The sequence below is a fragment of the Streptomyces sp. GL_141 genome (genome assembly GCF_057834385.1).
Map to the genome: position 1 here is coordinate 4,601,611 of NZ_CM174402.1, position 24,870 is coordinate 4,626,480.

Here is a 24,870-nt window from a genome sequence, read left to right on the forward strand (position 1 = left end):
GCGTGGGGCGGGGGGTGGCCCGCCGTGGGTGCTCCCGGGGGCCTGCTCGCCGTCCCTTGTGGGGGGTGTGGGGCCGAGGATCAGAGTTGCTGATGCCCCCCTGGGGTGTCGGGTTCGCCGGATTATGCTCGGCGCGTCCGGGGGGTGTGGCGAGAGGGGACGGGCGTGGGAGGGGCCGGGGGGCAGGGGGAGGCCGTGGTGGCCGGCGTGCTGCGGGAGCGCCACCGGCTCGCGGCCGAGTTGCACGACACCGTGGCGCAGGGGCTGACCAGCATGCACCTGTTGCTCGACGCGGCCGACCGGGAGTGGACGCGGGAGCCGGGGCAGGCCCGGCAGCTGGTCCGGCAGGCCGCCGCCGCGGCCCGGGAGAACCTCGCCGAGGCCCGGCGGCTCATCCATGACCTGGCTCCGGTGGAGCTGGAGCGGGCGGCCCTCGCCGATGTGCTGCGCGAGCTGTGCGCCGGGGTGGCCGGGGCCCGGTTCCGGCTGGAGGGGGAGCCCCGGGTGGTGCCGGGCAGGGTCGAGGCCGCGGTGCTGCGGGCGGCCCAGGGCGCCCTGGCCAACGTACGCCGGCACGCGCGGGCCTCCGTCGTCGTGGTGACGCTGACCTATCAGCCGTACGTGCTCGCGCTCGACGTGTGGGACGACGGTGTGGGGTTCGATCCGGAGGCTGCCGATGCCGGGTACCCGGGTGGGGACGGGTTGCGGCTGCTGCGCCGCCGCATCGGGTACCTGGGGGGTACGGCGACGGTGGAGAGCAGTCCGGGTGGGGGTGGGACGGTGGTGTCGGTCTGCGTGCCCGCTCTGGGGGAGGGGGAGGGGGAGGCCGGGCCTGGACCGGGGGTGGGGGCGGTATGACTCCCGTGCGGATCCTGTTGGTGGACGATCATCCCGTCGTGCGGGCGGGGCTGCGGGCGTTGCTGGGCGGGTGTCCGGAGTTCGAGGTGTGCGGGGAGGCCGCGGACGGGGGCGCCGCGCTGCGGATGGTGCGCGAGCTGGGTCCCGAGCTGGTGCTGATGGACATCCGGATGGGCCCGGGGATGTGCGGGGTGGAGACCACGCGGCGGATCGGGCGGATGCCGGCTCCGCCCCGGGTGGTCGTGCTCAGCAGCTACGAGTCCGATGCGTACGTCGTACGGGCCGTGGAGGCGGGTGTGGCGGGGTACCTGCTGAAGGGGTCCCCGCCCGACCTGCTGTTCCAGGCGCTGCGGACGGTGGCGGCGGGGGAGTCGGCGCTGTCGCCGTCGGTGGTCTCGCGGCTGATGAGCCGGTACCGGGCGCCGAGTGCGGCGCTGACGGCCCGGGAGACCGAGATCCTGGAGCTGATCGCGACGGGCCGCTCCAACCGGGAGATCGGATCGGCGCTGTTCATCAGCGGGACGACGGTCAAGACGCACCTCGTGCACGTCTACGAGAAGCTCGGGGTGGAGAACCGTACGGCGGCCGTGCGCGCGGCCGTCGACCGGGGGCTCATCGGGCTGGGGTAGCCCCTGTGGGGTGGGCTAGTTCGGGTAGTTGATCTGGATCGCGGTGCCGTTGTACTGCCAGAGCGGGGAGAAGACGCGCTTGCGGATCTTCCAGACGCCGGCCGACCTCACGTACTCGTCGCGGTAGCGGATGCCGCGTACGACGACGGTCTCCGGGGCCGTGGCGGTGGCCGGGTAGACGAGCTGGGCGGTGGCGTGGCTGTCGCCGGTGGCGGTGTAGCGGCCGGTGACGCGGATGTGGGCGTTGGCCGTGACGTGGGTGGAGTAGCCCCAGGCCGCCGCGCCGTCGAGGTTGGCGACGACCGCCTCGATGCCGGTCTTGACGATGCCGGCGGTGCCGTCGGGGTGGGCCATCACGGTGAGGACGGCGTCGTCGGTGAAGAGGGTCCGGAAGACCGTCTTGTCCTTGGTGTCCACGGCGAAGAGGTAGGTCTCCAGCAGGCGGTTGATCGCCAGCTCGTCCTCCGCCGTACCCGCCGGGCCGAAGCCGTAGGAGGCGGTCGAAAGCTCCTCGGACGCGGCGGTGGCGGGCGTCGCGGCGGCGAGGGCGCCGAGCCCGGCCGCGGCGGCGCCGGTGCCCAGCATGGTGAGCATGCGGCGGCGTTCCGGGGCGAAATCGGTGGTCGGCATGGCGGGTTCCTCTCGACACGGCTGGTGGTGCCCGGGCCTGCTCGGGGCGGTCCGGGCACTGACGAGCCTGTCGTGTCGCCGCCCGCGGGGGATCGGCGCGGCGTACGAGCGCGATCTCGTACGGATGGACGATGAGATGCGGTGTCGTGCCGTGCGATGCCGTGCGATGCCGGGCGGTCGACGTGGTGTCGTGCCGTGGGCGGGGTCCTCAGGGGAGGAGGCGCTGTTCCTTGGCCACCGAGACCGCGCCCGCGCGGGTGTCGACGCCGAGCTTGTCGTAGATGCGGCCCAGGTGGGTCTTGACCGTGGCCTCGCTGATGAACAGGGCGCGGGCGATGTCGCGGTTGCCGAGGCCGCGGGCGAGCTGGCCGAGGATGTCGAGCTCACGGTCGGTCAGGGTGGGCCGGGTGCCGCGCATGTGGGCCATCACGCGGCTGGCCACGGGGGCGGAGAGCGTGGTGCGGCCCTGGGCGGCGGAGTGGATCGCGGCGAACAGTTCCTCCGGGCGTTCCGCCTTCAGGAGGTAGCCGGTGGCGCCCGCGCCGATGGCCCGGGTGATGTCCGCGTCGGTGTCGTAGGTGGTCAGGACCAGGACGTGCGGAGGGTTCGGGGCGGCGGTGATGCGGCGGGTGGCCTCCACGCCGTCGATGCCCTCGCCGAGCTGGAGGTCCATCAGGACCACGTCGGGGCGGAGTTTGGCCGCGAGCGCGACCGCCTCCTCGCCGCTGCCCGCCTCGCCGAGGACCTCGATGTCCGGCTCGCTGCCGAGCAGGGCCAGCAGGCCGGCGCGGACCACGACGTGGTCGTCGCAGAGGAGGATCGTGGTCGCCTTCTTGGCCGCCGGGGGCGTGGCGGCGGGCGCGGGGGTGGGGTCGGGGGTGGCGGCCGGGTTCTCGTTCGTGGTCACGGGGTGGGCTCCAGGGGGATCGACGCCGACAGGACCGTGCCCTCGCCCGCGGTGGATTCGATGGTCAGGGTGCCGCCGAGCTGGCGGACGCGGGCGCGCATCGCGGGGAGGCCGTGGCCGCGTTCCCCGGCGGCGGCGCGGAGTTGGGTGAAGCCGTGGCCGTCGTCGGCCACGTCCAGGACGACCTGGTCGCCCAGGAAGCTGAGGGTGAGGGCCGCGGTACGGGCCCCCGAGTGCTCCCGTACGTTCGCCAGCGCGCCCTGCGCGATGCGCAGCAGCGCCTGCTCCGCACGGTCGGGGAGGGGGACCGGCGCGCCCTCCAGGTGGAAGCGGACCTCGATGTCCGGGCCCGCCTCCAGTGCGCGCAGGGCGTCCGGGAGGCCGGCGCCGCCGGCGAGTTCGGGCGGTGCGAGGTCGTGCACCAGGCGGCGGGCCTCGGCGAGGCCGCGCGCGGTGATGTCGGTGGCGGTACGGACGTGCGCGCGGGCGGTGCCGGGATCGGTGTCCCAGGTGCGGTCGGCGGCCTGGAGCAGCATCTGCTGGCTGGACAGGTGCTGGGCCAGGGTGTCGTGGATCTCCATCGAGAGGCGCTGGCGTTCGGCGAGGGTGCCGGCGCGGCGTTCGGTGGCGGCCAGTTCCCGGCGGGTGCGGATCAGGTCGTCGATCAGGGTGCGCTGGGCTGCCGCCTGGCGCTCCATGTGGATGAACACGGCGGTGGCGAGGGCGGCGACGGCGGGCGGGGCGAGGAGGAGGTTGGGGTCGAAGGGCTCGCCCGAGCCGGAGGTCTGGGCGAGGCGGAGCTGGGCCGCCACGACGAACACGGTGAGCAGGGCCACGAGGACGACGGCCGCGCGGGGCGGGAGGGTGCGCAGGGCCGTGTAGAAGAGCGGTACGGCGCACCAGGCGAAGCTCGGCGCGAGGACGACGAGGACCACCCAGACGGCGACGACCAGGCCGAGCCAGATGAGGCGGCGCAGGGTGGGGGCGGCGCCCAGGGCGGGGCCGAGCACGTAGAGCAGGGCCAGGGTGATGCCGAGGGCGATGATCCACGGGGTGCGGGGTTCGTCGGGGTGGCGGAGGAGGAAGCGGGCCACGGAGGCGCCGAGGAGGAGGAAGAACGCGGTGTGCATGACCGTGGCCAGGGCGCGGGTGTCTTGTGCGGGTGGGGTGGTCGCCGGGCTCGGTGGGCGTGCCGGCCGCGGGGGTGCCGGGCTCGGCGGGCTCGGTGGGGGCGCGCTGGTCACGGGGTGCTCCTGGGGGTGGTGCGTTTGTCCATGGTGCCGGGTTGGTGGGGGGTGCGGGTGGGTGGCGCTGCGCGGGGCCGTCCCCTACCCACCCTTCCACCGTTCCCAGGGCTCCGCCCTGACCCGTTCGGACCGGGCTGCGCCCGAGGCTTCTGGGGCTCCGCCCCAGACCCCGGTCCTCAAACGCCGGACGGCTGAGGGGAGCCCCGGGCGGCTGGGAAGGGCCCCCGACAGGGTGGGAGGGCCAGGTAAGCGCCCCGTGGGGGGTGGCCGCATCAGCCGATCGGTTGACCCTGGGGTCAACCGGTGGGGGGCGGGTTCGGAGCCGGTACGGGGACGGGTGGGTGGGGGTGGCGGGGAGAGGCTTGGAGCAACGGCAGGAGAGCCCGCCGTGCCGACGTTCACAGGAGCAGCAGACATGAAGACCCGCACCCGCGTTCTCACCGGTACCGCCGTCGCCGTCGCCCTCGGCGCCGGAGCCTTCGGCGCGGTCAGCGCCAACGCCGCCCCGGCCTCCGCTCCGGCCGCCGCCGTTGCGAAGAAGGACGGCGACAAGAAGAACTTCACCACCTCCACCCACCTCACCATCGACGCCGCCACCCGCGCCGCCCAGGCCGCGCTGGACGCCGCCGAGAGCGAGAACCAGAAGGTGACCGTCGCGGTCGTCGACCGCAACGGCAACACCATCGTCACGCTGCGCGGCGACGGCGCCGGTCCGCAGTCCTACGAGTCGGCGCAGCGCAAGGCCTTCACCGCCGTGTCCTGGAACGCCCCGACCTCGGTGCTCGCCGGCCGCCTCGCGCAGACCCCGAACCTGAAGGACATCCCCGGCACCCTCTTCCTCGGTGGCGGCACCCCGGTCCAGGCCGACGGCGCCCCGGTCGCGGGTGTCGGCGTGGCCGGCGCCCCGAGCGGTGACCTGGACGAGAAGTTCGCCAAGGCCGGCGTGGACGCCCTCAACAAGTAGCAGCGCCGAGAGGCAGCAGCAGCGTCGAGCAGCGCGTCGCGGGACGTACTCTCGAACGCGTGGATCACCGCGTTCTCTCCCGCCTGGCCGCCCCCGCCGTCGCCACCCTGCTCGCCCTCACCACGGGCTGCACGGGGGAGACCGTGCAGGGGCGGCCGGGTGCGTCGGGGGTGCGCGACCCGTTCTTCCCCAAGGCCGGCAATGGCGGCTACCAGGTCGAGCACTACTCCCTGGACCTCGACTACGACCCGGCCGACGGGCGCCTGCACGCCACCGCCGTGATCACCGCCCGGGCCGAGCAGGGGCTCAGCTCCTTCAACCTCGATCTCAGCGGGCTGGAGGTGGAGGGCGTGAGCGTGCAGGGCGCCGGGGCCCGCTTCAACCGCACCGGCAACGAGCTGACGGTGCGCCCCGCCGAGGATCTGGAGCGCGGGGAGGTCTTCCGTACGGAGATCGACTACTCCGGCCGGCCCAAGGCCGTCACCGACCCCGACGGGTCCGAGGAGGGGTGGATCGTCACCCCGGGCGGCAAGGGCGCGGTCGGCGTCGGCGAACCCGTCGGGTCGATGGCCTGGTTCCCGGGGAACCACCACCCGAGCGACAAGGCCACGTACGACATCACGGTGACCGTCCCCCGGGGGTACGAGGCCGTGTCCAACGGCGAGCTGCGCTCCCGTACGCAGGAGAGCGGCGGGAGGACCGCGTTCGCCTGGCACTCCGCGGAGCCGATGGCGAGCTACCTGGCGACCGTGGCCGTCGGGAAGTTCAAGGTGACGACCGGGCGGACCGCCTCCGGGATCCCCGTCTACACGGCGGTCTCGCCCGGGGAGGCGGCGGCGAGCGAGGCGGCGCTCGCGCGGCTGCCCGAGATGGTGGAGTGGGGCATCGGGCGCTTCGGCCCGTACCCGTTCTCCGCGACGGGCGCGATCGTGCTGCCCGCGCACAGCCTCGGCTACGCGCTGGAGACGCAGACCCGGCCGGTGTTCCCGGGGGCGCCGGGCAGCGAGGAGCTGGTGCTGCACGAGCTGGCGCACCAGTGGTTCGGGGACTCGGTGTCGCCGAAGTCCTGGAAGGACATGTGGCTCAACGAGGGGTTCGCGACCTACGCCGAGTGGCTGTGGTCGGAGGACCACGGCGGGCCGAGCGCGCAGCAGCACTTCGACGCCTACGTCGCCGGGGACACCCGGGTCGACGGGGCGGCGGGCTCGGACTGGGGCGCCTTCCCGCCGGCCGCCCCGCGGAACCCGAAGGAGATCTCCGGGTCCCCGGTGTACGGGCGCGGGGCGATGGTCCTGCAGCGGGTCCGGCAGGAGGTCGGCGACGAGAAGTTCTTCGCCCTCGTACGCGGCTGGGCGGCCGAGCACCGGCACGGGAACGCGTCCACGGCCGACTTCACCGCCTACGCGGAGGAGAAGACGGGCCGTGACCTGACGGAGGTCTGGGACGTGTGGCTGTACGGGAAGGACCGCCCGAAGGCACCGAAGGCACCGAAGGCCCCGACGAAGGCGCCGTAGCTCCGCCTACAGGGCCTTGCGCAGGACCGTGCAGGGGCGGCCCATCTCGCGGTCGGCGGCCCGGCGCAGGGTGGCGTAACCCTGGGACTGCCAGAAGGCGAGGCCCTTCTCGTTGGCGTCGAGCACGGCGATCCGTACGCCCGAGCGTCCCGCGGCGCGGAAGCGGTCCTCGACCATGGCGACCATGGCGCGGCCGTATCCCTCGCGGTGCGCGGTGGCGTCGATGAGCAGCAGGCCGATCCACGGGTCGGGGTCCTCGGACTCCGGATCCGGGTGCCGGGCGAGCGTGGCGGCCAGGCCTACGAGGCGTCCGGCGGAGCGGGCGAGGAGGACCTCGGCGCCCTCGTGGGCGAGCTCGTCGGCGAGGGCGGCGGCGACCTGCTCGACCGTGATGCGGCCGGGGTCGGGGAAATCACCGCTGAGCTCGAAGAACGCGTGGTTGGTCGCGTAGAGCGTGGCGATTTCGGTGAGGACCGGGCCCGGGAGGGCGCCGTCCTCGACGGGAGCGAGCGGCAGGAGGATCACGTACCGAACGGTAGCGAAGCCCCCTCCCCGGACGGCCGGGAGGGGGCTCCAGCTCAGACGCGTCCTCGGACGCGGGCGCTCAGGGTCAGACGTTGACGCCGAAGTCCTGGGCGATGCCGGTCAGGCCGGAGGCGTAACCCTGGCCCACGGCGCGGAACTTCCACTCGGCGCCGTTGCGGTAGAGCTCGCCGAAGACCATGGCGGTCTCGGTCGCCGCGTCCTCGGAGAGGTCGTAGCGGGCGATCTCGACGCCGCCGGCCTGGTTCACGACGCGGATGTACGCGTTGCGGACCTGGCCGAAGTTCTGGCTGCGGGTCTCGGCGTCGTAGATGGAGACCGGGAAGACGATCTTGTCGACGTCGGCGGGCAGGCCCGCGAGGTTGACGTTGATGGCCTCGTCGTCGCCCGCGCCCTCGCCGGTGCGGTTGTCACCGGTGTGGACGATGGTCTGGTCCGGGGTGGACTTGTTGTTGAAGAAGACGAAGTGGCCGTCGGAGACGACCTTGCCGAGCGCGTTGACCGCGATGGCGGAGGCGTCCAGGTCGAAGTCGACACCGGTGGTGGTGCGGGTGTCCCAGCCGAGGCCGACCGTGACGGCCGCGAGGCCCGGGGCCTCCTTGCTGAGCGAGACGTTTCCGCCCTTGGAGAGGCTTACTGCCATGGTGACTGGTGTCCCTTCCTAGTCTCACTTGGTCTCACTTGTCGTATCGACCGTGAGAGTGCCCAAGTTACCGCTGCCCTCCATAACGCGGGGAGAGGGGCGCCAGGTTCCGCATTCGGGGATTTGTCCGCGATGCGGGCGGAAATGCGGGTGACGGGGTCCCGGCGGGCACGGATCATAGGGGGCATGCCTGGTCCCTATGTCATCCGCGGTTCGGTCGTGCTCCCCGAGGGCGAGCTCGCCTGGCGCTTTTCGCGATCCTCCGGGCCGGGCGGGCAGCACGTGAACACCTCGGACTCGCGCGTGGAGCTCCTCTTCGACGTCGCGGCGACGAAGTCGCTGCCCGACGTGTGGAAGGAGCGGGCGCTGGAGCGGCTCGCGTCCCGGCTGGTCGACGGGGTGGTGACGGTACGGGCCTCCGAGCACCGCTCGCAGTTCCGCAACCGGGAGATGGCGCTGGTCCGGCTGACCGCGCTGCTGGCCGAGGCCACGGCGCCGCCGCCGAAGGCGCGCCGGGCGACGAAGATCCCCCGGGGGATCAACGAGCGGCGGCTGCGCGAGAAGAAGGCCCGCGGCGAGACCAAGCGGGGCCGCAACGCGCGGGACTGGTAGCCGCGGGGCCGGTGGCCGCCCGGCTGATGGCCGCCCGACCGGTGGCCGCCCGACCGGTGGCCGCCGGCGCTCAGGGCGCCAGGTGCCGGTAGCGCCCCCGGAAGTACGTCAGCGGCGGGGAGTCCGGCGCCGGCTGGGCGGCGCTGAGGACGTGGCCGATGACCAGGGTGTGGTCGCCCGCCTCGACGCGGTTCTCCGTACGGCACTCCAGGGTGGCCAGTGCCCCCGACAGCAGCGGGGCGCCGGAGACGCCGCCGCGCGTGTAGGGCAGGTCCGCGAAGAGCAGCCGGTCGCTGATGCGGTTCTTCATCGAGAACCGGCTCGCGATCTGGAGCTGGTGGTCGGCGAGCACCGATACCGCCCACAGCGGCTGCTCGGCCAGCAGGTCGTCCATCCGGGAGCCCTCGCGCACGCTGACGAGGACCAGCGGTGGTTCGAGGGACACGGACATGAAGGCGGTCGCCGTCATGCCGACGTCCTCGCCGCGCCGGCCGTCGGCCGACAGGGGCGGCTCCTGCGCGGTGATCAGGCACACGCCTGCCGCCAGTCGGGACATCGCGGCCCGGAACTCGTCGTTGCTCACCCCCTCAGCATGGGGTGCGGGTAGGGAAAGTGGTGTCACGGGGGTCGTTGGGGGCACGGTCGGGACGCTACTGTCACCCCTCGCGCGGCGCATCGGGCGCAAGTCCGAGCAGCGCCCCCGCCCGTTGGCCTAGGTCGCCGCGGCCCCGGGCGTATCGTTTGCTTCCGGGAATGATCCGGACGAACCGGTGGGAATGAGCCCGAGTGGGGCGGCGCGGCGGTCACCCTTATTCATCTCATGTGACTTGAGTCACAGAGAGCAAGATTTGTTGACCCTGTGTACCTGCCGCACAGCTCACTGTGATTCAGTGGACGGGACACCGCAACGAAGCGCCGATGACAAACCTGGAGTTGCTGTCGAGGTCTCGGGGAGAGCGAGCAATGGAGACCGAGTCGGAGCCGTACGTCCGTCTTGCGACCCTGCGGCAGCTGCACCGGGTGGTGGCCGAGCTCAATACGGCCCGGAGCCTGGCGGACACCCTGCAGACCGTCGTGGACGGCATCGTCCTCGGCCTCGGCTACGAACTCGCCTGCGTCAACCTCGTTCGCCCCGACGGTGATCTGGTCGTCGCCGCCTTCGCGGGAGACCCCGCCGCAGAAGCCCTGATCACCGGCCGCGTCGGCTCGCGCGCCTCCTGGGAACGCCGTCTGACGATGGGCGAGAACTGGGACGGCCTGCGCTTCATCCCGCACACCGAGGGCTGGGTCCTCGTCGAGGACGACGTCCCGCAGTGGCACACCGAGGGCCCCGACCCGCGGTTCGAGGACGAGTGGCACCCCGAGGACCGGCTCTACGCCCCCATGTACGCCTCCGGCGGCGAGCTGCTCGGCGTGGTCTCCGTGGACCGCCCGCGCAACGGCCGCCGGCCCGGCGCCTGGGGCCGCGAAGCGCTCCAGATGTACGCCTTCCAGGCCGCGATTGCCATCAGCAACGCACGGCTGCGCGCCAACATGCAGCGGGCCCTGGTCCGGCTGGAGCGTGAACAGCAGGCGCTGCGCGCCAGTGAAGAGTCGTTCCGCCAGGCCTTCGAGTACGCGCCGAGCGGCATGGCCATCGCCGAGATGGGCGGCGACCAGCACGGCCGCCTGCTGCGCACCAACGACGCGCTGTGCCGGCTGCTGGGACGGCCCGCCTCCGTGCTGCGCCGCTACTCCTTCTCCGACCTCGTGCACCCCGAGGACATCGGCACCCTGCTGCGGACCTCCGCCGAGGGCGGCCGCGCCGAGCTCAGACTCGGCCGGCGCGACGGTACGTACGTCTGGGTCTCGCTGCGCAACTCCGTCGTCGCCGACGCCGCCGACGGGCCGCGCTTCCTGCTCACGCACGTCGAGGACATCGAGGAGCGCAAGCGGCACGAGCTGCAGCTCGCCCACCGGGCCAGCCACGACTCGCTGACCGGCCTGCCCAACAGCGCCGAGCTCCGCTCCCGGCTCGGGGCCCGGCTCTGCCGCCGCCCGCAGTCGGTGCGCGCCACCGCCGTGGAGGCGCTGGACGCGGCCTTCGAGACCCGGCCCTCGGTGGAGGCCCAGGGCGAGCACACAGGGCACGGTGAGCACGGGTTCCGGCCCGACGGCTTTCCCGAGCCCTTCGAGTTCCCCGGCGGCATGGGCGGCGGCTCGGCCGCGGTGGGCCCGTACGACCACCACGTGCACACGGTCGCGCCGGCGACCGACATCGACGACGGTACGAAGGGGCTCGCGGTGCTCTTCTGCGACCTCGACGGGTTCAAGTCGATCAACGACCGGTTCGGGCACCACACCGGCGACGCCGTCCTGATCGAGGTGGCCCGGCGGCTGACGACCGGTGTCCGGGACGGGGACACGGTGGCCCGGCTGGGTGGTGACGAGTTCGTCGTCCTCGCCGACGGGCTGGGCGCCGCCGACGCCGCCGACCTCGCCGTGCGGCTGCGCAACGCCATCATCCCGCCGATCCGCGTGGACGGCCGCGCGGTCCGCGTGGGAGCCAGTTTCGGCATCGGCTGGGCGAGCTGCGGCATGTCGGCCGACGAGGTGCTGCGCTCCGCCGACCAGCGCATGTACATCGAGAAGCGGTCCCGTTCGAAGGCGCACCGCCGAGCCGGGTAAGCTTTCGGGCCGCCCGTGGGCGCACCTGTTCGGGGTAGGCTCCCCGGGGTCGAAAGGAGTGACCTGCGATGACGACGCCCGCGAACCACGGCCCGAACAACGGGGCGAACCAGCCCGAGGATGACGACCCGTTCGGCTACCTCTACGAGGACGGCCAGGCCGCGGGGGCCACCCCGCCCGGGCAGGGCGGCGGGTACGGCTACCCGGGACCGGCCGGCGGTCAGCCGGGCGTGCCCCGGACCTCGTACAACCAGGTCCGCACCGTCGGTGACCGGCCCTACGGCGGCCAGCGCGGCCAGGTTCCGCAGCAGCAGCCCCCGGCCTACCAGGCGCAGTACCAGGCCCCCGAAGCGCTCCAGGCGGGCGGCTACGGCGTTCCGCCGCAGCAGCAGCCCCCGCAGTACACCCAGTCCGTTCCGCTGCCGGGCTCCGGCGGCGGCCACGGCGGCGGCGGGTCCAGCCGCAGGGGCATGCTCATCGCGGCCGTCGCGGTGGTCGCCGCGGTGGCGATCGGCATCGGCGCGGCGGTGATCTTCGGCAAGAAGGACGACGCCGACAAGAACAAGAACGCCGCGAACACGGGCCAGAGCCCGTCGGCGCCCGCCCCGAACACCCCCTCGGGCCAGCCGAGCGGCTCCGCGCCGGCGGACGCACCGCTGCCCAAGGGCGACGCGGGCGGCTCCGGCATGGTGATCAGCGGTGGTGCCAAGCTGGAGAGCGCGGTGCCCGGCGCCAAGAGCGCGGGCGGCCAGTACGTCGGCGGCTTCACCCAGCAGGGTGCCGCCGTGACCTGGACGCTGGAGGTGCCCAAGACCGGCGAGTACACCTTCCGGATGTACTACGGCGTGCCGGGCAAGGACGCCAACATGACGCTGGCGATCAACGAGACCGTGCAGACCCGGCCGATCAACATGAAGAACTTCGCGAAGGCCGGCGAGGGTGCCTGGGACAAGGGCTGGACCAACACCTACTCGTACGTGAACCTCAAGCAGGGCACGAACACCATCAAGATCTCCTGCGAGGCGGGCAACTCCTGCGAGGCGGTCATCGACCAGTTCGTCCTCGAGAAGCGCTGACCGATCCGGGGGCCTAGCCCTCCGTGACCTTCACCGACCCCCGTACCTCCTCGTAGGTGCGGGGGTCGAAGTCTCCCGCCGTGGGGGATGCGACCGTGGCGGCCGAGAGGGCCACCGCGCGGGTCAGGCGGTCCGGCCAGTCCAGGCCTTCGGTGAGGGCCGAGAGCAGGCCCGCGACCGCGGAGTCGCCGGCGCCGGTGGGGTTGCCCGCCAGGGTGCGGGGCGGGGCCGCCCGCCAGGTGCCGCGGGCGGTGGCGGCGAGCAGTCCGGCGGGGCCGAGCGAGGTGACCACCGCGTGGGCCCCGCGCCGGCGGGCGCCCTGGGTGGCGGGGAGCGGGTCGCGGGACCCGGTCAGCTCGGCGAGCTCGGCGGCGTTCGGTTTGATCACGTCGGGGCGGGCGGCGACCCCGCGGCGCAGGGCCTCGCCGCTGGTGTCGAGGAGGACGGGCACGCCGGCCGCGCGGGCCGCCCGGACGAGGGTGGCGTAGGCCCCCACGGGCACGCCCGGGGGCAGGCTGCCGCACAGGGCCACCGCGCGGGCGCCGCCCGCCAGCAGGGCCTCGTAGCGGGAGAGGAAACCGGTCCACTCGGCGGCGGTGATCAGCGGGCCGGGTTCGTTGAACTGCGTGGTGTCCCCGGAGGCCTCGTCGACGACGGCCAGGGTGCGCCGGGTGGTGTCCGCGCAGGGGACCAGTTCGTCGCGGACGCCGGGGGAGCCGGCGAGCAGCTCGCGTACGAGGGCTCCCGTGGGGCCGCCCGCGAAGCCGGTCGCGGTGACCTCGTGGCCGATCGCGGCGAGCACGCGGGCCACGTTCAGGCCCTTGCCGCCGGGGCGTTCGGTGACCTCGGTGACGCGGTGGGAGGCGTGCGCGAGCAGGCGCGGTACGCGGTAGGTGACGTCGAGCGCGGTGTTGAGCGTCACGGTCAGGATCATGGTGGGGCCCCGGGTCTCTGTGTGTGCCGGGATCATGCCAAAAGAAGGAGCGGTCGGCCCAGTACCCCGGGCCGACCGCTTTCGCGTACGGCGCTGGTCAGCTGCCCGCCGCGAGCGGGTTCACGATCCATTCGCCGCGCCGCATGACGCCCCGGACGTCGAAGGCGGAGTCGAGGACGACGAGGTCCGCGTACTTTCCGGGCTCCAGCGAGCCGACCTGGTCGTAGACGCCGATCAGCTTGGCCGGGTTGGCGGAGATCGCCTGGACCACGGACTCGACGGGGAGCTTGTCGAGGGTGACGGACCGCTTGAAGGCGGTGTCCAGGGTGAGGGTGGAGCCCGCGATGGAGCCGCCCTCGACGAGGCGGGCGACGCCCTCCTTGACCTCGACCTCCAGCGGGCCGAGGTGGTAGATCCCGTCGCCGAAGCCGGCCGCGTCCATCGCGTCGGTGATCAGCGCCACCCGGTTCGCGCCCGCGTGGTGGAAGGCCAGCTCCAGCATGGCCGGGTGCAGGTGGGTGCCGTCGTTGATGAGCTCGACGGTGACCCGCTCGTCCTCCAGCAGCGCCGCGATGGGGCCGGGGGCGCGGTGCTCCAGGCCCGGCATCGCGTTGTAGAGGTGGGTGGCCACGGTCGCGCCGGCGTCGATGGCTTCGAGGGTCTGCTCGTACGTGGAGTCCGTGTGGCCGATCGCCGCGATGACCCCGTGCTCGGCGAGCAGCCGTACGGAGTCCAGGCCGCCCGGGAGTTCGGTGGCGAGGGTGAACATGCGGGCGGCGCCGTGCGAGGCGTCGATCAGCTTGCGGACCTCGGCCGGGTCGGGGTCGCGCAGCAGGTCTTCCTTGTGCGCGCCCTTGCGGCAGGGGTTGATGAAGGGGCCCTCGAAGTGGATGCCCGCGATGTCGCCCTGCTGGGTCAGCTCGGCGAGCAGTCCGGCGCGGCGGGCGAGCTCGTCGAGGTCGCCGGTGACGGTGGAGGCGACCAGGGTGGTCGTGCCGTGCTCGCGGTGGGTCCGTACGCCCTGGAGCACCTCCTCGGCGGTGCCGGAGGTGAAGGAGGCGCCGCCGCCGCCGTGGTTGTGCATGTCGACGAAGCCGGGGACGATCAGGCAGCCGGTGAGGTCGACGACGGCCGCGTTCTCGTCGGCGCTGCCGGCGATGCGCTCGCCGTCGACGATGAGGCGCCCGCCCTTGACGATGCCCGTGGGCAGCACCACGTCGGCGCCGGAGAGAACGGTGCTGCGGCCCACATGTGCGCTTCCGGACATCAGGCAGGTACCTCCGTGGCGAGTAGATCCCAGGCGAGCAGCCCTGCACCCAGGCATCCGGCGGTGTCCCCGAGGGCCGCCGGAACGATGTGGGGCAGCCGCTGGAACGTCACGCGTTCCTCGACGGCCGTCCGTAGTGGTGTGAACAAGGTTTCCCCGGCCTCGGCCAGTCCGCCACCGATGATCAGCGTGCGCGGGTCCAGCAGGGTGATCGCGGTGACCAGCCCGTCGGCCAGGGCGCCGATGGCGGCGAGCCACACCTCCTGGGCGCGCTCGTCGCCGGACTCCACGGCCTTGGCGCAGTCCGCGGCGTCCGCCTCGGGGTCGCCGGAGGCGGCCGCCCAGGCGCGGCTGACGGCGGAGGCGGAGGCGAGGGTCTCCAGGCAGCCGCGCTGGCCGCAGCCGCAGGCGGGGCCGCCGGGGCGGACCACGATGTGGCCGATCTCGCCCGCGTACCCGTGCGCGCCGGCCTCGATGCGGCCGGCGATGCCGATGGCTCCGGCGATGCCGGTGCCGAGGGGAACGAACAGGAAGCGGTCGGCGCCGCGGCCCGCGCCGATGCGGCCTTCGGCGAGTCCGCCCGTGCGGACGTCGTGGCCGAGGGCGACGGGGATGCCGCCGAGGCGTCTGCCGAGCAGTTCGCGCATCGGGACGTCGCGCCAGCCCAGGTTCGCCGCGTAGACGGCGATCCCGTTCTCGGCGTCGACGATGCCGGGGACGGCGACGCCGGCCGCGGAGGCGGTGGTGGCGAAGCGTTCCCGGCCGAGGTCGAGGAGCTCGGCGGCGAAGTCCTGGATCGTCTCGACGACGGCTTCGGCGCCCCGCTCACGGCCGGTGGCGCGGCGCGCCTCGTGGAGCAGGGTGCCGTCGGCGGCGACGAGGGCGGCCTTCATCCCAGTGCCGCCCACATCGAGGGCGATGACGTGTTTCACGGGTTTCACGGGTGACAGTCTCGCGTGATCGGAGGGTAAAGGTCTAGTCCACTGAGGGGGATTGTTGAGTGGCCATACAAATTCAGGACCTTCGTCGATGGGCGGGCCGGTACGCGGGTCCGTACGTGTGTGCGCATGCGTGTCCGCGTGCGGGTCCGTACGTGTGTGTGCGTGCAGGCCGTGTGCACGTTTGGGCCCGGATGTTGACGCGGCTCAAAAGTGGTGTAGACCTTTACGCGAATCGTACGGAACAACCTGGGGTGGAACGAGAACTGTGAAGGCCCGAACTGTCCAGGCCAGAAAGCTGAACCTCGCCGCGTCCGGCCTCGCACTGTGCCTGACCACGGTGACGCTGACCGGCTGCGGCGCCGTGTCGGACCTCGCAGGGGACAACGAGGTCACCCTGAAGGTCGTGGCGGCCGACTACGGGGACAAACCGGAAAACTCCTCCAAGCCCTACTGGAAGGACCTCGCCGCGGCCTTCGAGAAGAGGAACCCCGGCCTCAAGGTCCAGGTCGACGTCTACTCCTGGTCCGAGGTCGACGCCAAGGTCGCCGAGATGGTCAAGGCGGGCGAGGCCCCCGACATAGCCCAGATCGGCGCCTACGCCGACTACGCGGCCGAGGGCAAGCTGTACTCGGCCGACGAGCTGCTCTCCGTGACCACCGAGGCCGACTTCCTCGAGCCGCTCGCCGACGCGGGCAAGGTCAGGCGCAACCAGTACGGCCTGCCCTTCGTGGCCAGCACCCGGCTGATGTTCTACAACGAGAAGCTGTTCGCCGACGCCGGGATCATCCCCAAGGACGGCAAGACCCCCTGGCAGCCCAAGAGCTGGGCCGAGCTGGAGGCCGCCGCCAAGAAGCTCAAGGCGGCCGGCGTCCCGACCCCCTTCGCGCTGCCCCTGGGCCGCGAGGAGGCACAGGCCGAGACGATGCAGTGGCTGCTCGCGGGCGGCGGAGGCTACGCCGACAACGAAGAGCAGTACTCGATCGACTCCGCGGACAACGTCAGGACCCTGGAGTTCCTGCGCGACAAGCTCGTCGGCGCGGGCCTGACCGGCCCCGTCGAACCGGCCAAGCTGGACCGCCAGGCCGCCTTCGACTCCTTCGCGCGCGGCGAGGTCGGCATGCTCAACGGGCACCCGACGCTGCTCAAGCAGGCCGCCGCGAAGGGCGTGAAGTACGGCATGACCGCCATGCCCACCGCCGACGGGGCCGGCCACCCGACGATGGGCGTCGCCGACTGGGTGATGGCCTTCAAGACCGGCCACCAGACGCAGTCCGGGAAGTTCCTCGACTTCCTGTACGAGGCGAACAACGTGACGGCCTTCACCGAGAAGTACGACCTGCTCCCGGTCACCACCAGCGGGTCCCGCGCGATGGAGGCCTCCACCGGAGCCTCCTCGGCGGAGCTGAAGACCTTCCTGCGCGCGCTGCCCAACGCGCGGCTCTACCCGGTGGGCAAGAAGTCCTGGGCGGCCGTGAGCGAGGACGTCAAGAAGAACATCGGCAAGGCCGTGCAGCCCGGCGGACAGCCCGAGAAGATCCTCGGGGACCTCGCGGAGATGGCGCGCAAGGCGGAACCGCGCTGACCGGCGCCGCCGGTCGGCGCTGACCAGTGCTGACCGGCGCCGACCGGGGGCTGTCGGAGGGCGGCGTTAACCTGGCGGTATGACGGACGCGGACGAGAGGCCGCCGGCCGGGCTGAGCGCCGACGAGGCGGCCGTACTGGCCTACGAAGGCCGCACCTGGCCGGGGCCGGGCGCCAAGGAGCGGGCCATAAGGGAAGGACTGGGGATGCCCCCGGTCCGGTACTACCAGCTGCTCAACGCGCTGATGGACGATCCCAGGGCGCTGGAGCACGCACCGGGCACCGTGAACCGCCTGCGGCGCATCCGGGAGGCCCAGCGGGCGAGGCGGTAGCGGTGGCGGCACAGGCCCCCGCCACGGCTGTGGCCCGCGCCGTAGCCGTGGCCCGGCAGGGCCGTTAGGGTCGTGCGTATGGGGAGCCATCCGCACGATCTGCCGATGCCCGTCACCACCGCCGGACGCGAGGGACTCGAAGCCCTCCTCCGGACACCGCGCCGCTCCGTCGTCGCCCTCGACTTCGACGGCACGCTCGCCGACATCGTCCCCGACCCCGACCAGGCACGGGCCCACCCCGGAGCCGTCCCCGCGCTCGCCGCCCTCGCCCCCGAGGTCGGCTCCATCGCGGTCGTCACCGGCCGGCCGGCCGGGGTCGCCGTCCGCTACGGGGGCTTCGCCGGGGTCCCGGGACTCGAACACCTGGTGGTCCTCGGGCACTACGGAGCCGAGCGCTGGGACGCCGTGAGCGGCATCGTGCACGCTCCGGCCGAGCATCCGGGGGTGGCGGCGGTCCGGGCGGAGCTGCCCGGGTTCCTGGACGCGATCGGCGCGTGGCGCGGGACGTGGATCGAGGAGAAGGGCCAGGCGCTGGCCGTCCACACCCGGCGTGCGGCCGACCCCGAAGCGGCCTTCGCGGCCCTGCGGGAGCCCCTGGCGGGGCTTGCTGCCCGGCACGGACTGATGGTCGAACCGGGGCGGGCCGTACTGGAGCTGCGGCCGCCCGGGATGGACAAGGGCGTCGCCCTCACGGAGTACCTCGCGGAGGTGGGGGCGGAGGCCGTGCTCTACGCCGGGGACGACCTGGGGGACCTGGCGGCGTACTCGGCGGTGGAGAAGCTGCGGGCCGGGGGGATGCCGGGGCTGCTGCTGTGCAGCGGCTCGGCGGAGGTTCCTGAACTCGCCGCCCGCGCGGACCTGACGCTGTCCGGCCCGTCGGAGGTCGTCACCTTCCTGTCCGCCCTGGCCGCGGCGCTGGCCGTACCTTCTTGACGCGCCGCTCGCACCGCTGCGCCGGACTCCGTCCGGCGGTGGCGGGTCGGTGCTGCCGCCACGGCCGTCCCGGCGTGGGCCCGGTGGGCGGGTGCGGCTGGTTCGGCCCTGCGGGGCGAGGTCCCCTACCCGCCCTTCCACCGTTCCCCGGGCTACGCCCGGACCCTTCGCCGGGTGCGGCGCCGTTCCCGGGGGCCAGCCCCCGGACCCCCGCTCCTCAAACGCCGGAGGGGCTGGGTTCTATCCAGCCTCGCCGGCGTTTGAGGCGCGGGGTCTGGGGGCTGGCCCCCGGGGGGCCGGGCGCAGCCCGGGACCCCCTCCAGCCCGTCCGGCGTTTGAGGACCGGGGTCCGGGCAGAGCCCGGGGAACGGGCGAAGGGCGGGTAGGGGAACTCCGCCCCGCGCAGCGGCAACGGGTGCTGCGGGGCGGAAGTCCCGCGTAGCGGGGCAGTGGGGGCCGGGCCGGGAGGGTCAGGGGCGTAGGGCGTCCAGTTGGGACGTGAGCCACTGGGTCGGGGGGAGGGCCGTCGCCGCGACCGCGAGGCGCTTCGTGCGGTCCGCACGTTCCGCCGCCGGCATGGAGAGGGCCGCGTGCAACGCCTCCGCCGTGGCCGTCACGTCGTACGGGTTCACCGTCAGCGCATCCGCGCCGAGCTCCTCGTACGCCCCCGCCCCGGTGGACAGCACCAGCACGCACCCCGCCTCCGAGACCACCGGGATCTCCTTCGCGACGAGGTTCATGCCGTCCCGCACGGGATTGACCAGCGCCACGTCCGCCAGCCGGTACGCCGCCAGCGACCGCGCGAAGTCGTCCTCGACGGAGACGAGCACCGGCTGCCAGTCGGGCGTGCCGAACTCCGCGTTGATCTCCGCCGCCAGCTCGCGCACCGACTCCGTGTACTCCCGGTAGACCGTCAGGTCCTGCCGGGACGGGTAGGCGGAGGCCAGGTGGACCACCCGGCCGCGCCATTCGGGGTGGGCCGTCAGCAGCTCCCGGTACGCCAGCAGCCCCCGCAGGATGTTCTTCGACAGCTCCGTCCGGTCCACCCGGACGATCGTCTTCAGCCCGCCGACCTCCGCCCGCAGCGCCGCCAGCTTGTCGTCGACCTCCGGCCGGTGCGCGAGCCCGCGCAGCTCGTCCCCGTCCACGCCGAGGGGGTAGTGCGTCACCGCGGTGAAGCGGTTCTCCGCGTGCATCGTGCCGTCCGCGAACCGCAGTCGGGTCCACACCCCGTTTTCCCCGTCCAGTGGGGTGAAGCGGGACGCCGTACCGCGTGCGTCGTGCAGGTGCGCGCCGTTGAGGAAGTTGGTTTCCCACCGGTCCGTGTGGAAGCCCAGCCGGTCCGCCCCGAGCATCCCCCAGAGCAACTGGCTCCTGATCTCCTCCGGGAGCATCTCCAGAACCTCCGGCGAGGCCCACGGCGTGTGCGTGAAGTGCCCGATCCGCAGGTCGGGGCGGAGGGCGCGGAGCATTCCGGGGGCCAGCGCCAGGTGGTAGTCCTGGATCAGGACCGCCGCCCCCTCGGCCGCCTCCTGAGCCAGCGCCGTCGCGAAGGCCTCGTTGTACGTGACGTACGAAGCCCAGCGCCGCCGGAACTCCGCGTCGAAGACCGGCTCGCGCGGGATCTCGTAGAGGTGGTGGTGGAGGAACCACAGCACCGAGTTCGCGATGCCGTTGTACGCGTCGTCGTAGACCGCCGGGTCGATGGACAGCATCCGTACGCCCGGCTCGGCGACCCCGCGCCGTACCGCCTCCCGGTCCGCGTCCGACAGCGCCGCGCAGATCCACAGCGCCCCGGGCTGCTCGGCGAGGGCGGTGGAGAGGCCGGAGACGAGGCCGCCCCCGCCGCGGCGGGCACTGAGCGTGCCGTCCGCGGCGAGGGCGTACGAGAGGGGGCCGCGATTCGCGGCGACGAGCACCTGGGAAGCCATGCGGCGAACCTAGCCCGCCCCGCCTCCGGTCAAACGTCAGTGCTTGCGCGTCCGCCGGACCGAGAGGAAGACCACACCGCCGAGTGCCGTGAGCGTGGCGGCCGCCGTGCCCATCAGCCACAGCTGCCGGCCGTCGGAGCCGGTGGTGGCCAGGTTCCCGCCCGGGGAGCCCTCGCCCGGGGGTACGGGGTCCACCGGAGTCTCCGGCAGCGGTCGCGGCTGCTGCGTCGTGGGCGGAGTGGAGGAAGGCGTGGTGGGCGAGGGCGTGGTGGGTGAGGGGGTCGCCGACGGGGAGGTGGAGGCGGACGTGCTCGGCGACGGCGACGGCGACGGCGACGGCGACGGAGAGGTCGAGGCCGAGGTCGACGGGGACGGTGACGGGGACGGGTCCGGGGGCGTGATCACCGGCGGGACCGGTGTACACGCCGGGTCCTTCGAGCCCGCCTCGCAGTTCGTGCGGCCGCTCTCCGCGACCACGTGGTTCGTCAGCTTGCCGTCACCGGTCAGCGGGTCGTTGACCTTCACCTTGTAGGTGATCGTCGCCGTCTTGCCCTGCGGGACGTCGCCCGTCCAGGACAGCTTCGGCGCCGTGTACGAGGCCGTGCCGAGGTCCGCGGTCACCACCCCGTCGAAGGCCGCGTCGTCCAGCAGCTGCGTCAGGTCGTCCGTCAGCTTCGCGTTCGGGTAGTCCGGGCCGCCGGTGTTCTTCGCGGTGATCGTGTAGGTCACCGTGTCGCCGGGCGCGACCGACTTCGCGGGCGAGGCCGTCTTCTTCACCTCCAGGTCCGGCACCGGCACGGCCAGCGCGAACTGCGAGATGACGTACGTGTCCCCGCGGGTGCGGAAGGTCAGGTCGGCGGAGGTGGCACCGGCCGGCAGCGCCGTCGCCGGGACGTCGAAGGTCTTCGCGTCGATGCTGAGGTTGTTGACGTGGTGCGGATCCAGGGAGCCGTCGGCCGAGCTGGTGAAGAAGTTGTCGGTCGCGCCGTTGCCCGGCCCGGCCGGGTTGGCGATGTTCGCGCCGTTCACCCGGAACTGGTCGCCCTTGGTGTTCCGGTCGCCCTCGTACGCCGTCGTGCTCGCCCGGACCGGGCCGTCGCCGGTGCGGTAGAAGCCCTTGACCGCGACCGTGGTGTCGGGGTCTCCCGAGCGCTGGAGCACGTGGCCGCCGTAGACGTAGACGTTGCGCCGTTCGGGCGCGTGCTCGTTCGGGCCGGGGTACGCGTACACGACCGTCAGGGACCAGCCGGCGACGCAGCCGCGGCCCTGCGGGGCCCAGATGTTGCCGACGGCGACGGGCACCGGGGAGCCGGTGGTCATGTCCGCGAAGGCGGCGGTGACGTCGGATTCGCCCGTGTAGTAGTGCGGGCCGCCGGTCTTCGCCGGGTCCTCGACCATGTCGGAGAGGGTCACCGGCCGGGCGGCGCCCGAGCCGACCTTGAGGACCGGGCGGGTGGTCAGCGGCTCACCGGGGGCCCGCTCCACGTTCTCGCCGGAGACGTCGCACCGCTCGATGAGGTTCGAGCCGAGCTTGTAGGTGCCGTTGTTGCCGCCCCAGAAGAGCCGCGCGTACGCCACCTCCGCGCCCGGCGGCACGGTCAGCAGGCCGGTGCTGGAGGTGCCGGTGTCCGTGCGGAGCCCGGCGGCGTCGACCGGGCGGGCGACGAAGTCGTTGTTGTTCTTCGTGCCCCCGCCCCGCTGGACCTCGGCGCACTCGGCGGCCTCGGCGGGCGGTGCCTGGGGGCACCCCATCACGGTGTTGCCGATGGTGCGGAAGTCCCCGTAGAGCGCCTCGTCGTAGCGCTTCTCGAAGGGGGAGACCACCTCCGCGACGGCCGGCCCGCTCAGCGAGCCGAACAGCAGCGCCGCGCCGCCGGCCACCGCGAGGGCGGATCCCCATGCATGCCTGGCATGTCTGAAACGTATAAACCCCATGATCGGAAAATTAGCCCGATAGGGAATGAATCGGGCGTTACGCCACGCGACGGCGCGCGTACTCCTCGATGTCCCGCATCGGTGGCCGCTCCTCGGTGTCCACGGCGTAGGTGTGCGGTACGAACCCCTGCGGGCCGCGCTCGAACTGCGTCAGCTCGGGGCGTACGAGGTGTCCGCGCGAGAGCCTGACCTGCGCCGTGCGGTAGATCGCGGCGGCCATCCGGCCCAGGGCCTGGCCGTCCTGGTGGCGGTGCAGCCGTACGCCCACGTCCACCTGGGCCATCGCGTCCAGCCCGGCCGTGTGCAGTGCGTCCACCAGCAGGCCCAGCTCGACCCCGTAGCCCACCGGGAACGGCAGCCGTTCGAGGAGCTCGCGGCGTACGGCGTACTCGCCGCCGAGCGGCTGGACGAAGCCGGCCAGCTGCGGCCAGTGGAGGTTGAGCAGCGGGCGGGCCACCAGCTCCGTGACCCGGCCGCCCTGGCCGTGGGCCTTGGCGGAGGCGAGGCCGGTCGGGTCGCCGAACTCCTGGCCGCCGAACTCCGGGCCGAGGGGGCGGTCGTACATGGCCTTGACGAACCGCACGTCCGGATCGGTCAGCAGCGGGCCGACGATCCCCGAGACGAAGGCGGCCGAGAAATCGCGCAGGTCGGCGTCCACGAAGCAGACGATGTCCCCGGTGGTGGCCAGCAGCGAGCGCCACAGCACCTCGCCCTTGCCGGGCAGCGCCGGGATCCGCGGCAGGACCTCGTCGCGGTGCACCACCCGGGCCCCGGCCTTGGCCGCGACCTCCGCGGTGCGGTCCGTGGAGCCCGAGTCGATCACGACCAGCTCGTCCACCAGGGGCACCGGCAGGCCCTCGATCAGATCGCGCCGGATCACCTCGACGATCTCACCGACCGTCGCCTCCTCGTTCAGCGCCGGCAACACCACGCTCACGGTGGTCCCCGCTGCCCGCTTGGCGGAAAGCAGCTGGCCGAGCGGTCGGTCGGCGGCGGACCAGGAGCGGTCTGCCAACCAGCGCTCCACCTCTTCCAGCACCTTCAGCACTCCCTGTCCATCACTGGGTTGTTCACTGGTTTGGACCGAATTGTGATCCATCTCGCGGTTCGGACGGCTGTCTCAACCCCCCGGGCCTTCGGTTACAGTCTTGAACAACGCGATGGTCCACCGCATGCCGGGGGGCCCGCGTACAAACGCACCGGCGCGCCACAGAGCGCGTGTGCCGGTGCCATACCGCTCATCCAGAGGGGCAGAGGGACACGGCCCGTTGAAGCCCCGGCAACCCTCCAGTCGGTTCTCGCGATCGCGCATTCCAGCGCCGCCAGCGAGGTCCCCGGCTAGGGAAGGTGCCAATTCCGTCTCATGGCGAAGTGCGCCATGGGGAAGATGAGGAGAAAGGGCCTCGCCATCATGGCTGCACAGTCTGTCGCAACCTCTGCCGAAACCGTTGAAAACGCTTCTGGCACCTCTGTCGATCTCGGTCCCGCCACCGGCCTTTCCTGTCGTGAGTGCGGTACCCGCTTCGAGCTCGGCCCGATCTTCGCCTGCGCCGAGTGCTTCGGACCGCTCGAAGTCGCCTACGACCTGCCGCTCGGCGACCCCGAAGCCCTGCGCGCCGCCATCGAGGCCGGCCCGAACAACATCTGGCGCTACGCGCCGCTGCTGCCCGTCCCGGCGGACGTGGCCTCCAAGCCGAGCCTGAACCCCGGCTTCACCAAGCTCGTGGACGCGGCCAACCTGGCCAAGGAGCTCGGCGTCACCGGCAAGCTGTACGTCAAGGACGACTCCGGCAACCCGACGCACTCCTTCAAGGACCGCGTCGTGGCCATCGCCGTCGAGGCCGCCCGCGCCTTCGGCTTCACCACCCTCTCCTGCTCCTCCACCGGCAACCTGGCAGGCGCCGTCGGCGCCGCGGCCGCCCGCGCCGGCTTCCGCTCCTGCGTATTCATCCCGCACGACCTGGAGCAGGGCAAGGTCGTCATGGCCGGTGTCTACGGTGGCGACCTGGTCGGCATCGAGGGCAATTACGACGACGTCAACCGCTTCTGCTCCGAGCTCATCGGCGACCCGCTGGGCGAGGGCTGGGGCTTCGTCAACGTCAACCTGCGCCCGTACTACGGCGAGGGTTCCAAGACCCTGGCGTACGAGATCTGCGAGCAGCTCGGCTGGCAGCTGCCCGACCAGATCGTCATCCCGATCGCGTCCGGCTCGCAGCTCACGAAGATCGACAAGGGTCTGCAGGAGCTGATCAAGCTCGGCCTCGTCGAGGACAAGCCGTACAAGATCTTCGGCGCCCAGGCCGAGGGCTGCTCGCCCGTCTCGACCGCCTTCAAGGCCGGTCACGAGGTGGTCCGCCCGCAGAAGCCGAACACCATCGCCAAGTCGCTGGCCATCGGCAACCCGGCGGACGGCCCGTACGTCCTGGACATCGCGCGCCGCACCGGCGGCTTCGTCGAGGACGTCAACGACGAGCAGGTCGTCGAGGCCATCAAGCTCCTCGCCCAGACCGAGGGCATCTTCGCCGAGACCGCGGGCGGCGTGACCGTCGGCGTGACGAAGAAGCTCGTCGAGAACGGGCAGCTCGACCCCACGCTGACCACCGTGATCCTGAACACCGGTGACGGCCTCAAGACCCTGGAGGCGGTGGCCGAAGGTGGTGGCCAGACCGCCACCATCCGCCCCAGCCTGGACGCGTTCCGCGCCGCCAACCTGGCCTGATTTCCCT

23 protein-coding genes and 1 riboswitch are annotated in these 24,870 nt (G+C 72.7%); of the genes, 11 read left to right on the forward strand and 12 right to left on the reverse strand.

The genetic code is table 11. The annotated features are described in order from the left end of the window. The first annotated feature begins 165 nt into the window (after positions 1–165). Complete coding sequence (locus AC3IX6_RS20225) at positions 166–858, forward strand: sensor histidine kinase (RefSeq protein ID WP_489363305.1); 693 nt, start codon at positions 166–168, stop codon at positions 856–858. Beyond that, positions 855–1,487 (forward strand): response regulator, encoded by a 633-nt coding sequence (locus AC3IX6_RS20230; protein ID WP_389697434.1) that lies wholly within the window; start codon positions 855–857, stop codon positions 1,485–1,487. Before AC3IX6_RS20225 ends, AC3IX6_RS20230 begins: the two co-directional genes overlap by 4 nt. A 15-nt stretch (positions 1,488–1,502) precedes the next feature. On the opposite strand, the gene AC3IX6_RS20235 is transcribed toward AC3IX6_RS20230, so the two are convergent. The 3 genes from AC3IX6_RS20235 to AC3IX6_RS20245 all read right to left on the reverse strand — a co-directional run bounded on the left by AC3IX6_RS20235 (position 1,503) and on the right by AC3IX6_RS20245 (position 4,154). Continuing rightward, complete coding sequence (locus AC3IX6_RS20235) at positions 1,503–2,117, reverse strand: nuclear transport factor 2 family protein (protein ID WP_489363307.1); 615 nt, start codon at positions 2,115–2,117, stop codon at positions 1,503–1,505. 208 nt (positions 2,118–2,325) lie between these two features. Continuing rightward, positions 2,326–2,937, reverse strand: coding sequence for a response regulator (locus AC3IX6_RS20240; RefSeq protein WP_489371500.1), 612 nt, complete (start codon positions 2,935–2,937; stop codon positions 2,326–2,328). An 83-nt stretch (positions 2,938–3,020) separates the two neighbouring features. Further along, positions 3,021–4,154, reverse strand: a complete 1,134-nt coding sequence (locus tag AC3IX6_RS20245) for a sensor histidine kinase (RefSeq protein ID WP_489371501.1) — start codon at positions 4,152–4,154, stop codon at positions 3,021–3,023. A 532-nt stretch (positions 4,155–4,686) separates the two neighbouring features. Here AC3IX6_RS20245 and AC3IX6_RS20250 point away from each other — a divergent pair. After that, positions 4,687–5,235, forward strand: coding sequence for a GlcG/HbpS family heme-binding protein (locus AC3IX6_RS20250; RefSeq protein WP_489363309.1), 549 nt, complete (start codon positions 4,687–4,689; stop codon positions 5,233–5,235). Between the two features lie 59 nt (positions 5,236–5,294). Then, the gene (locus AC3IX6_RS20255) at positions 5,295–6,749 is read left to right on the forward strand and encodes a M1 family metallopeptidase (RefSeq protein WP_489363311.1); all 1,455 of its coding nucleotides are present in this window, start codon (positions 5,295–5,297) and stop codon (positions 6,747–6,749) included. A 6-nt stretch (positions 6,750–6,755) separates the two neighbouring features. Here AC3IX6_RS20255 and AC3IX6_RS20260 read toward each other — a convergent pair whose 3' ends face one another. Next, positions 6,756–7,274 carry a GNAT family N-acetyltransferase gene (locus AC3IX6_RS20260; RefSeq protein ID WP_489363313.1) on the reverse strand — a complete coding sequence of 173 codons (519 nt, stop codon included), beginning with the start codon at positions 7,272–7,274 and terminating at the stop codon, positions 6,756–6,758. 85 nt (positions 7,275–7,359) lie between these two features. Beyond that, entirely contained in the window at positions 7,360–7,935 is a 576-nt protein-coding gene (locus tag AC3IX6_RS20265) for a TerD family protein (protein ID WP_250744549.1), read from the reverse strand. 186 nt (positions 7,936–8,121) lie between these two features. On the opposite strand from AC3IX6_RS20265, the gene arfB reads away from it, so the two are divergent. Further along, the gene (gene arfB, locus AC3IX6_RS20270; RefSeq protein WP_243339524.1) at positions 8,122–8,547 is read left to right on the forward strand and encodes an alternative ribosome rescue aminoacyl-tRNA hydrolase ArfB; all 426 of its coding nucleotides are present in this window, start codon (positions 8,122–8,124) and stop codon (positions 8,545–8,547) included. A 70-nt stretch (positions 8,548–8,617) separates the two neighbouring features. Here the strand turns inward: arfB and AC3IX6_RS20275 are convergent, their stop codons facing one another. Continuing rightward, positions 8,618–9,223 carry a flavin reductase family protein gene (locus AC3IX6_RS20275; protein ID WP_489363316.1) on the reverse strand — a complete coding sequence of 202 codons (606 nt, stop codon included), beginning with the start codon at positions 9,221–9,223 and terminating at the stop codon, positions 8,618–8,620. A 287-nt stretch (positions 9,224–9,510) separates the two neighbouring features. Here AC3IX6_RS20275 and cdgB point away from each other — a divergent pair, with 287 nt between their 5' ends. Continuing rightward, positions 9,511–11,214: a diguanylate cyclase CdgB gene (gene cdgB, locus AC3IX6_RS20280; protein ID WP_489363317.1), complete on the forward strand. Its 1,704-nt coding sequence runs from the start codon at positions 9,511–9,513 to the stop codon at positions 11,212–11,214. A gap of 68 nt (positions 11,215–11,282) precedes the next feature. Continuing rightward, complete coding sequence (locus AC3IX6_RS20285) at positions 11,283–12,290, forward strand: CBM35 domain-containing protein (RefSeq protein ID WP_489363319.1); 1,008 nt, start codon at positions 11,283–11,285, stop codon at positions 12,288–12,290. A gap of 13 nt (positions 12,291–12,303) precedes the next feature. On the opposite strand, the gene AC3IX6_RS20290 is transcribed toward AC3IX6_RS20285, so the two are convergent. The 3 genes from AC3IX6_RS20290 to AC3IX6_RS20300 all read right to left on the reverse strand — a co-directional run bounded on the left by AC3IX6_RS20290 (position 12,304) and on the right by AC3IX6_RS20300 (position 15,423). Beyond that, the gene (locus tag AC3IX6_RS20290; RefSeq protein ID WP_489363321.1) at positions 12,304–13,224 is read right to left on the reverse strand and encodes a 1-phosphofructokinase family hexose kinase; all 921 of its coding nucleotides are present in this window, start codon (positions 13,222–13,224) and stop codon (positions 12,304–12,306) included. A gap of 97 nt (positions 13,225–13,321) precedes the next feature. Further along, positions 13,322–14,491 (reverse strand): N-acetylglucosamine-6-phosphate deacetylase, encoded by a 1,170-nt coding sequence (gene nagA, locus AC3IX6_RS20295; RefSeq protein WP_489363323.1) that lies wholly within the window; start codon positions 14,489–14,491, stop codon positions 13,322–13,324. After that, positions 14,491–15,423, reverse strand: coding sequence for an ROK family protein (locus AC3IX6_RS20300; protein WP_489371502.1), 933 nt, complete (start codon positions 15,421–15,423; stop codon positions 14,491–14,493). The genes nagA and AC3IX6_RS20300 overlap by 1 nt, the downstream gene beginning before the upstream one ends. A gap of 274 nt (positions 15,424–15,697) precedes the next feature. Between AC3IX6_RS20300 and AC3IX6_RS20305 the strand changes: the two genes are divergently transcribed. The 3 genes from AC3IX6_RS20305 to otsB all read left to right on the forward strand — a co-directional run bounded on the left by AC3IX6_RS20305 (position 15,698) and on the right by otsB (position 18,278). Further along, positions 15,698–17,014, forward strand: coding sequence for an extracellular solute-binding protein (locus tag AC3IX6_RS20305; RefSeq protein ID WP_489363324.1), 1,317 nt, complete (start codon positions 15,698–15,700; stop codon positions 17,012–17,014). A 79-nt stretch (positions 17,015–17,093) separates the two neighbouring features. Further along, complete coding sequence (locus AC3IX6_RS20310; protein ID WP_250744542.1) at positions 17,094–17,345, forward strand: DUF3263 domain-containing protein; 252 nt, start codon at positions 17,094–17,096, stop codon at positions 17,343–17,345. Positions 17,346–17,423: 78 nt separating this feature from the next. Continuing rightward, on the forward strand, positions 17,424–18,278 hold the full coding sequence (otsB, locus tag AC3IX6_RS20315) for a trehalose-phosphatase (RefSeq protein ID WP_489363327.1): 855 nt from the start codon (positions 17,424–17,426) through the stop codon (positions 18,276–18,278). A gap of 470 nt (positions 18,279–18,748) precedes the next feature. Here the strand turns inward: otsB and AC3IX6_RS20320 are convergent, their stop codons facing one another. Genes AC3IX6_RS20320 through AC3IX6_RS20330 form a run of 3 tightly spaced genes read right to left on the reverse strand, consistent with a single transcriptional unit; the run spans position 18,749 to position 23,183 of the window. After that, positions 18,749–20,209: an alpha,alpha-trehalose-phosphate synthase (UDP-forming) gene (locus AC3IX6_RS20320; RefSeq protein ID WP_489363329.1), complete on the reverse strand. Its 1,461-nt coding sequence runs from the start codon at positions 20,207–20,209 to the stop codon at positions 18,749–18,751. Positions 20,210–20,245: 36 nt separating this feature from the next. Continuing rightward, positions 20,246–22,144: a DUF7927 domain-containing protein gene (locus AC3IX6_RS20325; RefSeq protein ID WP_489363330.1), complete on the reverse strand. Its 1,899-nt coding sequence runs from the start codon at positions 22,142–22,144 to the stop codon at positions 20,246–20,248. 37 nt (positions 22,145–22,181) lie between these two features. Beyond that, positions 22,182–23,183 (reverse strand): glucosyl-3-phosphoglycerate synthase, encoded by a 1,002-nt coding sequence (locus tag AC3IX6_RS20330; protein ID WP_489371503.1) that lies wholly within the window; start codon positions 23,181–23,183, stop codon positions 22,182–22,184. A gap of 196 nt (positions 23,184–23,379) precedes the next feature. Continuing rightward, a riboswitch (SAM riboswitch) is annotated at positions 23,380–23,538 on the forward strand. A 17-nt stretch (positions 23,539–23,555) separates the two neighbouring features. Between AC3IX6_RS20330 and thrC the strand changes: the two genes are divergently transcribed. Continuing rightward, entirely contained in the window at positions 23,556–24,863 is a 1,308-nt protein-coding gene (gene thrC, locus AC3IX6_RS20335; RefSeq protein ID WP_489363331.1) for a threonine synthase, read from the forward strand. Positions 24,864–24,870: the final 7 nt, after the last annotated feature.